The following is a 13787-nucleotide window of genomic DNA, read 5'->3' as shown; positions in this document are numbered from 1 at the left end:
AAATCAAGAAACTTTGGGCAAAGATACAATTAAAAAATGGATTTTACTATATTTGAATATTGGAAAAAGAGGTTTCAAGTCAAAATAAGACTATTATTTACTATCCTTTTGAAAAACTGAAAAAATATTATCAATTGAAAGAAATACCAATGAAAGTCTATTTCAAAAAGCAAAAATCAGTAGAAAAAGTTTAAATAAATCCTATATATTTTTAAAAGACTAATTTCGTCCCATAAACTCTTCAATTTTGGTTACCATATTGGTACTTCCACAAAAGAAAGGTACTCGCTGGTGAAGCTCTTTGGGTTCTATTTCTAAGATTCGGTTAAATCCGTCTGAAGCCTTACCTGCGGCTTATTCCGTTAGAAAAGCAATCGGATTACATTCGTATAAAAGACGTAATTTTCCATTGGGCGATTGTGAAGTAGAAGGATACATGTAAACACCTCCTTTTATCATATTGCGATGAAAATCAGCTACTAATGAACCTATGTATCGAGAAGTATAAGGGCGGTCTGCCTCTTCTTTTTGACAGAATTTGATATAATCTTTTACTCCTTGTGGAAATTTGATATAGTTTCCTTCATTGATAGAATAAATGTTTCCATCGAGTGGGAATTTCATATTGGGGTGTGAGAGATAATACGTTCCGATCGAGGGGTCTAACGTAAAACCATTTACGCCATTACCCGTAGTATAAACTAGCATTGTTGATGAACCATATACGATGTAACCACCGCTACCTGATGTATGCCTTTTTGCAGAAAATCCTGTATTTGCACCTGAGTTCCTGCGGGAGTTATTCTCCGATAGATAGAAAAAATAGTTCCGACCGAAATATTAACATCAATGTTAGAAGAACCATCTAGAGGGTCCAGTAAAACAACATATTTGCTCAATTCGGTGTTTTCACCGCTTTTTATTTCGATAAAAGTGTCGTTTTCTTCGGAGGCTATTCCGCAAACAACCTCCCGTTGCGAAAGGGCATTGATAAAGATTTCATTGGCCAAAACGTCTAATTTTTGTTGTTCTTCGCCTTGTATATTTTGATTGCCTACTTGCCCTATAATATTGGCAATTCCCGCTTTATTTACTTCTCTATTTACAATTTTGGAAGCAATCCGAATGGAACTTATCAGACGTGTCAATTCTCCAGTTGAATATTTGAAATCACGCTGTTTTTCGATGATAAATTCGCCTAATGTTTGTAAAGATTCGTGCATTGTATTTGTTTTTAGAAGATGTTTCAAATATACAATATTTTTTAATAAGCAAATACAATTTTGTACAATTTTTTTGGAGTAAAATTTCTTTTATCTCCCCAAAGTAAATCTTAGCCCCAAACTAAAATTAAAATTAAATGGTTTGTCGGTATAAATGGTTTCTACGGGGGAATTATTTTTGAAAAAATAACTTACACCTGGTTCTGCATAAATACCCCATAGAGGAGTAAAATTATATTGCACGCCCACCGATGTATTTGCCGACCATTGCCAAGGATTTATTTTGACTTTTTCATTTTCGGTCTGCGTTACTTGATTGTCAAAGAAATACGTTTTTTTTGATGTCCCTGAAATATTTTTTTCAGAAAGAACCCCTAGCGAAGAATATAATTCAAAACCTCTTGTATCAAGTATTTTGTATCGGACTTTGAGTGGAATACCTACATAGTGTAATTGTTGTCGGCTTGTAAAATACAGATTATCATCGCCCTCGCGTATATCTGATGCCAAAAAGGTATATGTAACGCCACTCTCTATCCCAAGTCGATTACTAATTTCATAACTGAATAACAATCCTGCTCGAATAGGCAATTGGTGCTTTGTTTTGGTTTCTATTTCTCTACCCTGAGTGGCAAGTGCTCCTAACAACGGGCTATCTTTCCAAGTTGATTCGTCAGAACCAATGCTTGGAAACACATCTTGATTTACTGATTCGCTATTTAAAGACGAACTTGCTCCTCCTGAGGTAAATACTCCAAAAGCCATACGTTTCGGAGCTTTATCAGTGGTTACTTGTGCCATTTCTTCTGGAAGTATTTCTTCACTTGTACGTGATTGAGGTTCATTTTCTAGATTTTCGGTCAAAGTATAATCTGTTTTGATAGTTGCCATTTGCATATTTTTTTGTATCAGAACTACTTTTGAAGTATCAAAATTTGATTTATTTTGAGGCTTTTGTTTTGTGTTTTCCAATGATTTTTTTTCTGCTGAAACGATTTTTTCTGATGTGTTTTGGGTTGTATTTTTTTCAATAAAAATGTTTTTGTTTTTTACAATCGAAGGTGAAGACAGATTATTATTAACATTGTCTTCTTGTTTAGAAACTATTTTTTTTGGCACATCAACCATTTTTATAGTAGCAGAGTCTGTATTTTTGCCCAAATACTGACCGATTGAAAACAAAAGAAATACAATCGCTACTGCCGAGGCTAAGCGTTTTGTCCATAGTAAAGCAATTGTTCGATTGCGTTTGTTTTTTTCTTCTGACATTTTGGTTTGAATTTGTTCCCACAAGTTGTCGGGCTCATCCAGTTCATAGTCAGTCATTTGTTTATGTATATCTTTTAGCCATTCTTCTTTCATAGTGATACGGAATTAAATGTTCGATATTTTCTAATCTTATCCGCCAACAAAGCTTTGGCTCTATGCAATTGAGAGGCAGAAGTACTTTCTTTGATATTAAGCAATTCTGCTATTTCTTTATGACTTTTTTGTTCAATGACATAAAGATTGAAAATAGTTCGATAACCATCAGGAAGGTCTTTAATCATCTGATAAATAAAAGAAGATGGAATACCTTCTGTATTAGGTTCTTCATCAATAATATTCATTTTTTCTTGTCTGAGTTCTACAAACAGAAATTGATTGTTTCGTTTTATAAACCTGAGTGTTTCATTTACCACTATTTTTGTCATCCATCCTTTTAACGAACCTTGTCCTCGGTATTCAAATGCGTTTATTGCCGAGAAAATTTTCAAAAAACTATCTTGAAGCACATCTTTAACATCTTCGCTATCAGTTATATAACGAGAACACACCGCTGTGAGGTATCTGATATAGGAATCATATACCTTTTTCATAGCCTGTTTATCTCCTTTTTGTACGAGGCGTAACAATCTATGTTCGTTCTCGTTTTCTATCATTTTTATTTTTATTGGTTTATTTATAATGAAGTGAGCCTACAAAGCCCACTTCATTTTTTCAAAAAGAACTATCTTTGGAAAATATATTTAGAGAGTTTTTTACCCTCGTCGGTACGAGTATAAACACTTACTTTTGTTAAAAAACAAATTATTTTACAAATAAATGAAAAATATTTGTTCTTGGCAAATTCTAATTTGTAATAATGATCTTTTAGCAACTTTTATATTATAAAATACAAGCATAAAATACTCGCACCAACGATTGGTAAAGTCCCCAAAAATATTTATTTTATTTAACCCATTGTGCATTTTACAAGCTAATAAATTGACTGATAGTTTTTAGATTATTTTATTATAAAATACAACTTCTTACTATCAATTATATTAGAAACTGCAATTTTAATTAAAGAATTATTAGATTTTGTGGAATTTCTATATATTATTATCAAAATATATAAGAAATATAGAGTTTAATAAAATGCAAGTTTATACAAAACACACAATGAGTTAAAAAATTAATTGTTTTACTTTCCTATTTATAGCTATTGGCTTCTCTTTTTTGAGAAGAAAAAGTAGTTAGTTTTTTTTGTATTTCATTTTAATAAAAATAAAAAAGTAGTTAGTTTTTTTTACATATTCAATTTTTATATTTCAACAACCTATAATATTATTGTGAACGAAGTTTTAGGTCAAATTCTATAGATTTGTTACCACTATATGATTTCCAATTGAGTTTTATTTTTACTTTCGATGTATTATCTTGTCGAGGTAAATCATTTAGATTGAATGCTATCAGAACATCTCCTGTATTTCCTCCCACGTTTCCTTTGGCATCATGTCGGAGTTCAACTTCGTAAGGATTTTCAGGGTTAACATTGGTTAGTAAGTTTATGACATGTTTAGCATTTGTTCTTCCCCATCGCGTACGAATTCGCAGAGTTAAGTAGCCGTCTTCTGCTATTGTTACCCAGTCTCTTACAATTTCAAGAGCATCGTTTCCATATATAGAATCATTGCGTGTACCAAGACTTTTTACAGATTTTTTAGTTCTGATACTGTCGATCCAATTGATATGGATATTGTTATTAGTCTCGTTAGTATAATTTACCAAAGCACGCACTTCCTTCGTCCCAAAAGGAGACGATTTTACATTGGTTGGTTTTAGTCTTACTGAATCATTCAGTTGAAGAAAAAATGTTCCATCGGCTTGCGGACGAACAGTTACCAACGCTGTGGGGCGTCTTAGTTCAATAGAATTTTCATCTTTAAGGCAAGATTGTAGTGATACAATTGAGACTAAAATCCCCAATACATAGATTGATAATTTAAACTTATTCATAACTATTTGCTTTAAAGTTAATTCATTATAGTAAATCCCAATATTTGAAAATCTTGCATCAAAAACATAAAATTTTTTTTATTAAGTGCATTTTTGTACAAAAAATAAAGTTTTACTCTTTTTAAAGATAATGAAAAAAGCTACCTTTTTGGTAGCTTTCACGTGTTTAACTAAATATTTTTAATATGACAAAAAATAATTTTTTTAATCTCTTCGACCTGCATATATACGAAAAATCCAGTATAAAAGCATAGCTAACGAACCCAATGCGGCAACAACATAAGTTCTTGCTGCCCATTTGAGAGAATCTTCGGCTCCTGCATATTCTTGTTGAGAAACCATATTTTTGTTTTTAAGCCAAGCCAAAGCTCTATTACTGGCATCATATTCCACAGGCAATGTCACAAAACTGAACAACGTTCCTAACCCAAAGAAAATAACACCTGCTACAGCAATATACCAGCCCCAAATTCCTATTCCTTCGATGCTTCCTAAGATTAAGCCTCCAATAATCATCCATTGAGAGAATTGTGCAGAGATATTTACCACTGGAACTAATTTGGAACGCATTGTAAGCCACTGGTATGCTTGTGCATGTTGTACAGCATGTCCACATTCGTGTGCAGCTACGGCAGCAGCAGCAGCATTTCGTTGATTATAAACAGCTTCACTCAAATTAACAGTCTTGTCCAATGGATTGTAGTGGTCTGTAAGTCTTCCTGGTGTTGAAACAACTTTCACATCGTAAATACCATGGTCGTGTAACATTTTTTCAGCAATTTCCGCACCACTCATTCCGTTGCGAAGGTGTACCTTTGAGTAATGTTCAAATTTGCTTTGTAAGCGTTGGCTAACTAACCAACTAAGGAGAGCAAAACCTCCAATAATAATGTAGTAAATTAACATGTTTATTTCAAAATTAAAATCCAATTTTTTTCAAACTTTGCTACGGCCATTTTTTTGACATTCGCTTTGATTTTAGCTCTATAATCACAATTTTCGTACCAAATTTGCATGACTTGTTCTCGAGCAAGATTTTTTCCGCTTAGCTCGGTCAAAATATAATATCCTTCTGATTGCGTAACTTCTTCTCCTGCAATAATTTGCTCTTTGTATTCGTTCAATTTTTCTTTTAAAGTAGTACAAATATTTATTTCTTCAATAGGTACAAAAAAACGATCACCACATCGATTTTGCGTAATGCGAATTAAGTTAATTGCCTTAAGAAAATATTCATCATCAGAATCGTTTGTGATTGCTTTTTTCAATTGTTCTGCCAATTCTTCATATGAATTGATATTTGAAAAATACAATCCTTGCGAAGAATCTTTTTTACAATTGAAGAAAAAAAGGCACATCAAACAAAATAAAATAATCTTTTTCATAATTCTCTGTTTTAGAGTGCAATATTAAACATTTTAATTTGAAAAAAAAATTTTTACTAGAAATATTTACAAAAATCTTATAATAAATAAAATAAAAAAGCCTTCCCTAAGGAAAGCCTTTCATTGGTTTAACTACTAAACCTGTGTAAAAACAAATATTACACAAAACAACACAACTAAATTTTAAACTTTGCAAGTTTTGCGGTCTGGACGGGACTCGAACCCGCGACCTCCTGCGTGACAGGCAGGCATTCTAACCAACTGAACTACCAAACCTAGTATCGTTTTGCGAGTGCAAAGATATAACAAATTTTAATATTGACAAATTTTTTTTTAAAAAAAGATTCTTTTTTCAAAAGAAATATTGTAATGTATTGAAAATCAATGATTTTCTGTGGTTTATTGTATGTGAAATTTTAAAAGAATAATAAAGATAAAATCAAAGAAGAGATGGTTTGTTTTCAAAATTTGTCAAAAAGTTGTAATTTTGTCCGCAAAATTATATCACACGTATGGAATTAAACTGGAAAGAAATAGGAGCAGTAGCTATTGCACTTTTCCCTATTATTGATATTTTGGGCAATTTACCTATTATTTTAAGTCTTCGACAGAAAATAGGAAGTGTTAATTCAGAAAAATCGGCAATTGTAGCAGGTTTGCTAATGATAGCCTTTTTGTTTGTAGGACAAGCCATTCTGAATTTTATGGAAATACCAATACAAGCCTTTGCCGTAGGAGGAGCGTTTATTTTGTTCATTTTGGCAGTGGAGATGATACTTGGCGTAAGTTTCCACAAAACAGAAATTCCCGATAGTGTATCAATTATCCCGATAGCATTTCCTCTTTTGGCAGGCCCTGGCGTACTTACTACGGTTTTGTCAATGCGTTCGCAATATCTGATAGAAAGTATTATTATAGCAATTGTTATTAATATTGTTATTGTATATGTGGTAATGAAATTGGCGGCTCCAATAGAAAAAATGCTTGGAAAAACAGGAATTATCATTGTACATAAAATATCGGGGGTTATTCTTTTGGCATTGGCTATCAAGTTATTTGCTGAAAATTGGAAAATTCTTCTTCCGTAAAAAATATTATTCAAAAAACGTATGAAATCTATTTTTATTTACTTGATTATCAGTATTGTTTTTGTTTTTTTAATCGGATTTAATAGTACATTTTTAGATTTTAAAAATCTGTTATATGGACAAAGTTTTGTAGCATTGATGTCTATTATTGCTACACTTTGCGCCCTTGTTTTACTTTGGATATTATATTTGGTAAGGAAAATGAGATAATTTTTTTAAGATTTTCTCCAAGGGTTTGTTTCCGAAAAAAATTGTATCTTTACCCCTGAAAAAAATATTTATGAAAAGATTTTTTATTTATTCGTGTTTGCTTATTTTGTTAATAGGGTGCAAAACAAAGAAAGTGGTTTTGACTACTAATCAGATTGATTTTTCGCTCAAAACCAAAGAAATAACGCAATTGCATAAAGAATCGTGTCCGGTATTCAATACTCTTTCGGGAACTTTTTTAGTGTCGTTTGACAACGGAAAAGATCAGCAATCGTTTCCACTGACTTTTCGTATCAAATCAGGAGAAACCATTTGGCTTAGTGCTCCTTTTGGGCTTGCCAAAGTTATTATTACCCCGCAGCAAGTTCAGTTTTACAATAAAACAGAAAATACATATTTTGATGGTGATTATTCGTTTATAAAACATTTTCTAAACCTTTCGTTAGACTATCAATCGGTTGAAAATATGCTTATTGGACAGATTTTTACCAATGAAACTAACAATTGTGTGCCATCAAACGAAGGATATGTGTGTCAGGGGCAAGAAAATATTACGAAAACAAATTTTCTGTTAAATCCGTCTTTTCGAGTGAAAGAAGTTTCGGCATCACAGGCAGTTAATCAACGCTATTTCACGGCAAAATATTCATATCAATCGGTTGAAAATCAATTTTTTCCTTATGAAATATATATTGAAACCCGTAGCGAAGAGAGCCAAGCCAAGATAAACATTCGGTTCAATTCGATTGAACTGAATCAGCCTTTGGGTTTTCCTTACAAAGTTCCTTCGGGATATAAACGCTTAACTTTTGATAACTAATGAAGTTACATTTCTTTTTAATTCTAAGTATTTTCTTTGTGTGGAATGAAGATTTTTGGGCGCAAACCAAGCAACAAAAAGAACTTCAAGACCGCAAAAAAGTTCTTTTGGAACAAATAAAAGAAATGTCAGTATTACGTTCTAAACAAACTCAAGCACGAAAGTCCGTTGCTACTCAAATACAAGAAATAAACGATAAAATACAAGCTCGTACGGAACTTATTCGTATTACCAATCAGCAAGCCAATCTCCTTAATCAAGAGATAAATGGAAATCTACGTCATATAGATGCTTTACAGAAAGAATTAAAGCAATTGCGCAAAGAATACGCAGCTATTATTCGTCAGTCATACAAAAATCGTTCATCAAAGAGCCAAATGCTGTTTTTGCTTTCTTCCGAAACCTTTACGCAAGGTTATAAACGACTTCAATATATGAAGCAATATACAGAATATCGTAAAAAACAAAGCACTCAAATACAGCAGAAGAATGATGAATTGAAAAAAATAAATGAAAATCTTGTTTGGCAACGCAAAGAAAAAGAAAAAATACTTGCCGAAAATAAAATCGTTCAAAATCAACTCACCGATGAAAAAAAACAACAAGAGATTTTGATAGCATCTATTCGCAAAAAAGAAAATGAATACGAAATACAAATTCGCAAAAAGCAAGCACAAGCCAATGCTATTGACAAAGAAATAGAGCGATTGGTACGTATTGCTATTGCAGAAGCCAATGCAAAAACCAAAGTCGAAGCTAAAACAACTTCAACCAAGACCTCTGTTAAAAAAGAAACGCCTACGATTGAGCTAACCCCAGAAGGAAAAACTATATCCAGTAATTTTGAAGCTAATAAAGGTAAATTGATATGGCCTGTGGCACGCGGTTACAAATCACAAGGCTTTGGTACGTATAGCGACCCTGTTTATCCAGATGTAAAACACAATAATAGCGGAGTAACTATTGTTACAGCAGAGAATTCTGATGCTCGTGCTATTTTTGATGGCGAAGTTTCAGCTATTATTGCTGTACCAGGAGGTAACAAAGCTGTACAGGTACGACATGGTAACTTTATCTCTATTTATTATAACTTGACAGATGTTTATGTGAATAAAGGACAGCAAGTTTATGCCAAATCTCCTTTAGGAAAAATATTTACAGATAGTGATGGAAAGACTGAAATGAAATTTTTTCTTTATAAAAATACTACAAAACTTAATCCTGAATATTGGATACATAAGATGTAAAATTTTTTTTATTATTCCTTAATTCTATAATCCAATTTTACTTATGAATATTACCACAAAATAGAAAATACACTCTAATCTAATATATGAATTCATCAAATGAAATTACCCAATGGGTTGATATGTATGCAGATAAATTGCTTAGTCAAGCAAATTTCTTGCTTTCGGACAAAGAAGAAGCTGAAGATGTGGTTCAAGAGGTTTTTATGACAGCTTTCATGTCAATCGACAAATTTCAACGAAAAAGCAATCCTCTTACATGGCTTAAAAGTATTCTGACACATAAAGTAGCTGATTTTTATAGAAATAAATATAAATTTCAACAGGTAAATTTTGATTATTTCTTTGATGATGAAGGCTCTTGGAAGGATAATGAAATAACCAAAGAATGGGAAGATAGTGAGTTTTCATTAGGAACACTTCTTGACGATACAGAGTTTAAAAATGTCTTTGATAAATGTTTTGAAAAACTACCTGAAAAATGGGCAGTCTTAGTAAAAATGGGCTATTTGGAAGAAAAAAAATCAAATGATATTTGTCAGGAAATGCAAATTACAAATACTAATTATTGGAAGATTATGCAGCGTAGTCGCTTGCAACTTAGAAAATGTTTGGAACTAAATTGGTTTGATAAATAATGGCACGTGTGGTAAGTAAAATATTTCATTGGTTTTTTCTTTCGTGTAAAGAAGCAACTTTTTTGATTGAAAAACAACTTGATGGTAGGCTTTCATTCGTAGAAAGAATGCAACTTAAAGGACATTTGTTTTTTTGTAAGATCTGTGTAGCATACAATAAAAAAGCCAAGATTTTGCATAAAATATTACAAAATTATATAAGAAAAGATTTTCAGTATAAATCAGAATCTTGCGAAATGGAAAAATTCAAATATTCTCTCAAAGAAAAAATAAATAACTTTAATACATAAAAAATAGTGTTTTGTTGATTAGAAGTGAATTATAACCAGATAGAAAAGGTATCTAATTCGCTTTTTTTTAATAATAATTGTCAGGTTTTGAAAAAATAAAAGACTAAGAATATGAAAAAAGGTTTTGTTTGGTTAATTTAAGTTGAGTATGTTTATTTAAGCAAAGAAAAGGAAGTTGTAATTTTCACGCTTCCTTTTCTTAAAAGTTATCAAATTTAAAAATTTTATCATCTTAAATAGTTTGAGTTGCAAGAAGACTCCCGCTCCCTTTTACTAATTATTACCACAAAATAAAGTAATTTGTACGAATAAAAAAATTGATTTTATGTTAATAGGGAGTCTTTTTTGCAACTTTTTCAAAAATGGTTGGTATTTTATTAGGTTAAATTTATCAAAGGTTAAAATTTGACAATAAAAAAAATTTTTTACGAAAAAAATTGTATCTTTGTACAAGTTTTCTTAATAATTAACCTTAATAAATAAAATAATGAAAAAAATTATCAAAACAATTCTTCTTGGAACGATATTTATATCGTGTGCCGGACAACAAAAACCATCATTAAATCTGTCCAACAAATCTCAACCAATTGAAATACCTGTTCCTCCTCGACCTACTGGACAACAAGATGTTATCAAACTTACTGCGCCTAAGCTTGATGTTGTACGTGTGGGAGTTATTGGACTTGGTATGCGAAACCCTGTAAAACGTTTGGCACAAGTACCTGGCGTAGAAATTGTAGCGCTTTGTGATCTTGAAGCAGAACGTGTTGAAAAAACACAAAAAGCACTAGAATCACTTAATCTTCCGCGTGCCAAAGGAGAATATTCAGGTAGTCAAGATGCTTGGAAAAAACTTTGCGAACGTAATGATATCGACCTTGTTTATATCGTTACAGATTGGAAAAATCACGCCAAAATGGGAGTTTATGCAATGGAACAAGGCAAACACACAGCTATTGAAGTACCTGGCGCAATGACATTAGACGAAATATGGGCACTTATTAATACTTCTGAAAAAACTCGAAAACATTGTATGCAACTCGAAAATTGTGTGTATGATTTCTTTGAAATGACAACGCTTAATATGGCTCAACAAGGAGTTTTTGGAGAAGTTTTACACACCGAAGGAGCTTATATTCACAATTTGGCAGATTTCTGGAAATATTACTATAATAACTGGCGATTGGATTACAATCAAAAATTTCGAGGAGATGTATATGCTACGCACGGAATGGGACCTGCTTGTCAATTGCTTGATATCCATCGAGGAGATAAAATGAATTATTTAGTTTCTATGGATACTAAACCTGTAAATGGTCCAGAAGTAGTAAAGCAAATGACAGGAAAATTCCCAACAGATTACAAGAATGGAGACCATACAATGACTCTTATTCGTACCGAAAAAGGAAAAACAATCCAAATACAACATAATGTGGTAAATCCACGTCCGTATTCGCGTATGTATCAACTTACAGGAACAAAAGGTTTTGCCAACAAATATCCTGTCGAAGGATACGCCTTAGAGCCTTCACAAGTAGGAAATGATGTTGCCCCCAATCATGAAGATTTGAATTCTCATGGATTTGTTCCCGAAGAGGTTAAAAAGTCGTTGATGAAAAAGTATAAAAGTCCTCTTTTGACCGAAGCTTTAGAAGCTCAAGCTAAAAAAGTTGGCGGACATGGAGGTATGGATTATATTATGGATTATCGTCTTATCTATTGTTTGCGAAATGGACTTCCTTTGGATATGGATGTATATGATTTGGCAGAATGGTCTTCGCTTGCTGAACTTTCAAGAATTTCGCTCGAAAATAATTCTGCTCCTGTCAAAATTCCTGATTTTACACGTGGAAGTTGGAATAAAGTACAAGGGTATCGTTATGCTTTTACCAAAGAAGACCAGAAATAAGACTTCTTAGAGTTTAAAGATCAATAGAAAAGAGAAGTATCAAAATACTTCTCTTTTTGTTTTATCTCAATATCTATATTTCATTTTTCAGCATTTTCGTATCAAAATTTTCTAATTGATAAATTGTAATATTTCATACGATAGAAATGTGATAAATTTAATATAATTCTGTTTTAACTTTTAATATTTGATAACTATTTTTTTAACATAGTACCAAACTAAGCAAAGAGAATCCTTTATTTTTCAAACTTTGCCCAATCAAAAGGCAATATCGTTTTTAATAAAAAAATTTAATGTATCTTCGTTATTACTAATAAAAGAGTATAATTGCTAAATTTTATAAGTCAAATGTAAAAATATATAACTGAAAACCAAATAGTTATATTTTCATATTTTTGATAAATTATTACAAAAAAAAATCATATATTACACTAAACGGACATACAGAAAAAATTTAGATAGGATAAAGTGTTTTAAAGTTTTGAATAATCTAAAAAATTCTTATATTTGAAATAAAGAAAGTCGAATAATTACTACTATTCGGCTTTCTTTATAGATTGTTATGTAATTTAGGTTTAATAGCCTGTTAAATAAATTGAGATTTCTTGTTTAGGAGCATTTTGTTTTTTAACGATTTGCCCGCCTACCAATTCTCCTTCGTAAGCATCAAAGAAATGTAAGGTTTTCGGTGGTAGGTTTTGAATTCCATCTTTCAAAGTAATATTTATTTTTCCTTTCTTAGTTGTATCCATAGTGTAGCTTTCCACCAAATCGATATTTGGGTTATCTATAAAAATATAAGCAGTTTTTTCTCCGTTGAGATACAGTTGTAATTCAGCATTTAGTATTGTATCTGTTTTTATGTCTTCATCATCTTCTGAATCATCTTCGTCATCCTCTCCATCGTCAAAGGAAAAAGAAGAATATCTGTAAACGTTTAATTTAGAAGAAGATTCTTCTTTATCAAAGTAATACGGAGCTTTGTCTGCTTTGAAAACAAGTTCGCTAACTTGCGTTCCTTTTTGCATTTTATTTATTGAATAAATGGGAAGAATGAGTTCTTCTTTTTCTATCAGTTTATCAGAAGAAACAATAATTTTGTACACATCTCCTTCCCCCATTTTTTCTACTTTGATAAATTCTTGATTGTTTTCTACCAAATTTTCCATAAAAACAGGGGTAAGAAAAGTAAGTTCCATCTGTGCATTTGTATTATTTTTATTCACATTCAGAATTGTAATCGTTTTCTTGTCTGGATTGGGAACGATTAGATTATTTTGAGGAGCTGAAAGAGATTTAAAAGTTTTATAAAATTTTGCAATCAGTTGCTCCTGTACTATTTCCAATACAAAATCTTGATAACCTTGCTTTTTGAATACTACTTTTTCGTTAATTTCATTCGCATTTTTTCCGTAAAAATCAGCATAAAACTCTCTTTGGTTTTTTGTCTTCATTTTCAGAAATTCTCCTTTTTGCAATTCAACATCTTCATCAAAAATAACTTCAATATTGTACTGCTTACCTTCTTCTAATAAAATTTTATTGTCTTTGACAATGTCTTTTAAAACCTCATTACCTTGTTTTACTACTATTGAAGTTGGTTTTAATACTTTTTCAATAGGGTCTACAATCGGTTTTCCTTCCTGATTATTGTCTTTGGTACAATTCATCAAAAACAAAAGAATGGGTAAATAAAAAAATATCTTTTTCATCGCT

General features: G+C 31.5%; 12 protein-coding genes, 1 tRNA gene and 1 pseudogene. 6 read left to right on the top strand and 8 right to left on the bottom strand.

All coding sequences use genetic code 11. The features are described from left to right. Positions 1 to 219: 219 nt before the first annotated feature. The 7 genes and pseudogenes from fbp to OO775_RS08970 form a co-directional block, all read right to left on the bottom strand. Positions 220 to 1223: pseudogene (gene fbp / locus OO775_RS09000) on the bottom strand (class 1 fructose-bisphosphatase). Between the two features lie 90 nt (positions 1224 to 1313). Further along, entirely contained in the window at positions 1314 to 2585 is a 1272-nt protein-coding gene (locus OO775_RS08995) for an outer membrane beta-barrel protein (RefSeq protein WP_264846752.1), read from the bottom strand. Next, positions 2582 to 3145, bottom strand: a complete 564-nt coding sequence (locus OO775_RS08990) for an RNA polymerase sigma factor (RefSeq protein WP_264846751.1) — start codon at positions 3143 to 3145, stop codon at positions 2582 to 2584. The genes OO775_RS08995 and OO775_RS08990 overlap by 4 nt, the downstream gene beginning before the upstream one ends. A 667-nt stretch (positions 3146 to 3812) precedes the next feature. Further along, positions 3813 to 4484: a NigD1/NigD2 family lipoprotein gene (locus OO775_RS08985; RefSeq protein ID WP_264846750.1), complete on the bottom strand. Its 672-nt coding sequence runs from the start codon at positions 4482 to 4484 to the stop codon at positions 3813 to 3815. Positions 4485 to 4688: 204 nt separating this feature from the next. Beyond that, on the bottom strand, positions 4689 to 5390 hold the full coding sequence (locus tag OO775_RS08980) for a zinc metallopeptidase (protein WP_264846749.1): 702 nt from the start codon (positions 5388 to 5390) through the stop codon (positions 4689 to 4691). Between the two features lie 2 nt (positions 5391 to 5392). Further along, the gene (locus OO775_RS08975) at positions 5393 to 5869 is read right to left on the bottom strand and encodes a hypothetical protein (RefSeq protein ID WP_264846748.1); all 477 of its coding nucleotides are present in this window, start codon (positions 5867 to 5869) and stop codon (positions 5393 to 5395) included. A gap of 202 nt (positions 5870 to 6071) precedes the next feature. After that, positions 6072 to 6145: transfer RNA gene (locus tag OO775_RS08970), tRNA-Asp, on the bottom strand. A gap of 236 nt (positions 6146 to 6381) precedes the next feature. Here OO775_RS08970 and OO775_RS08965 point away from each other — a divergent pair. The 6 genes from OO775_RS08965 to OO775_RS08940 all read left to right on the top strand — a co-directional run bounded on the left by OO775_RS08965 (position 6382) and on the right by OO775_RS08940 (position 12071). After that, on the top strand, positions 6382 to 6957 hold the full coding sequence (locus OO775_RS08965) for a MarC family protein (RefSeq protein ID WP_264846747.1): 576 nt from the start codon (positions 6382 to 6384) through the stop codon (positions 6955 to 6957). Positions 6958 to 7237: 280 nt separating this feature from the next. Continuing rightward, positions 7238 to 7987, top strand: coding sequence for a lipoprotein insertase outer membrane protein LolB1 (gene lolB1, locus OO775_RS08960; protein ID WP_264846746.1), 750 nt, complete (start codon positions 7238 to 7240; stop codon positions 7985 to 7987). Further along, positions 7987 to 9234 carry a murein hydrolase activator EnvC family protein gene (locus OO775_RS08955; RefSeq protein ID WP_264846745.1) on the top strand — a complete coding sequence of 416 codons (1248 nt, stop codon included), beginning with the start codon at positions 7987 to 7989 and terminating at the stop codon, positions 9232 to 9234. Before lolB1 ends, OO775_RS08955 begins: the two co-directional genes overlap by 1 nt. Positions 9235 to 9320: 86 nt before the next feature. Next, on the top strand, positions 9321 to 9872 hold the full coding sequence (locus tag OO775_RS08950; protein ID WP_264846744.1) for a sigma-70 family RNA polymerase sigma factor: 552 nt from the start codon (positions 9321 to 9323) through the stop codon (positions 9870 to 9872). Further along, positions 9872 to 10162 (top strand): zf-HC2 domain-containing protein, encoded by a 291-nt coding sequence (locus OO775_RS08945; protein ID WP_264846743.1) that lies wholly within the window; start codon positions 9872 to 9874, stop codon positions 10160 to 10162. The genes OO775_RS08950 and OO775_RS08945 overlap by 1 nt, the downstream gene beginning before the upstream one ends. Positions 10163 to 10649: 487 nt before the next feature. Next, on the top strand, positions 10650 to 12071 hold the full coding sequence (locus OO775_RS08940) for a Gfo/Idh/MocA family protein (RefSeq protein WP_264846742.1): 1422 nt from the start codon (positions 10650 to 10652) through the stop codon (positions 12069 to 12071). A gap of 575 nt (positions 12072 to 12646) precedes the next feature. On the opposite strand, the gene OO775_RS08935 is transcribed toward OO775_RS08940, so the two are convergent. Beyond that, entirely contained in the window at positions 12647 to 13783 is a 1137-nt protein-coding gene (locus OO775_RS08935) for a hypothetical protein (RefSeq protein WP_264846741.1), read from the bottom strand. Positions 13784 to 13787 lie beyond the last annotated feature (4 nt).

The sequence above is a fragment of the Capnocytophaga catalasegens genome (assembly GCF_026005215.1).
Taxonomy (GTDB): Bacteria; Bacteroidota; Bacteroidia; order Flavobacteriales; family Flavobacteriaceae; genus Capnocytophaga; species Capnocytophaga catalasegens.
This window is presented reverse-complemented; position numbering and strand designations above follow the sequence as displayed.

Bases quoted from the DNA above. Each gene is read 5' to 3' on its own strand.
- OO775_RS08995 (WP_264846752.1), bottom strand. From the start codon at position 2,585: ATGAAAGAAGAATGGCTAAAAGATATACATAAACAAATGACTGACTAT.
- OO775_RS08990 (WP_264846751.1), bottom strand. From the start codon at position 3,145: ATGATAGAAAACGAGAACGAACATAGATTGTTACGCCTCGTACAAAAA.
- OO775_RS08985 (WP_264846750.1), bottom strand. From the start codon at position 4,484: ATGAATAAGTTTAAATTATCAATCTATGTATTGGGGATTTTAGTCTCA.
- OO775_RS08980 (WP_264846749.1), bottom strand. From the start codon at position 5,390: ATGTTAATTTACTACATTATTATTGGAGGTTTTGCTCTCCTTAGTTGG.
- OO775_RS08975 (WP_264846748.1), bottom strand. From the start codon at position 5,869: ATGAAAAAGATTATTTTATTTTGTTTGATGTGCCTTTTTTTCTTCAAT.
- OO775_RS08965 (WP_264846747.1), top strand. From the start codon at position 6,382: ATGGAATTAAACTGGAAAGAAATAGGAGCAGTAGCTATTGCACTTTTC.
- lolB1 (WP_264846746.1), top strand. From the start codon at position 7,238: ATGAAAAGATTTTTTATTTATTCGTGTTTGCTTATTTTGTTAATAGGG.
- OO775_RS08955 (WP_264846745.1), top strand. From the start codon at position 7,987: ATGAAGTTACATTTCTTTTTAATTCTAAGTATTTTCTTTGTGTGGAAT.
- OO775_RS08950 (WP_264846744.1), top strand. From the start codon at position 9,321: ATGAATTCATCAAATGAAATTACCCAATGGGTTGATATGTATGCAGAT.
- OO775_RS08945 (WP_264846743.1), top strand. From the start codon at position 9,872: ATGGCACGTGTGGTAAGTAAAATATTTCATTGGTTTTTTCTTTCGTGT.
- OO775_RS08940 (WP_264846742.1), top strand. From the start codon at position 10,650: ATGAAAAAAATTATCAAAACAATTCTTCTTGGAACGATATTTATATCG.
- OO775_RS08935 (WP_264846741.1), bottom strand. From the start codon at position 13,783: ATGAAAAAGATATTTTTTTATTTACCCATTCTTTTGTTTTTGATGAAT.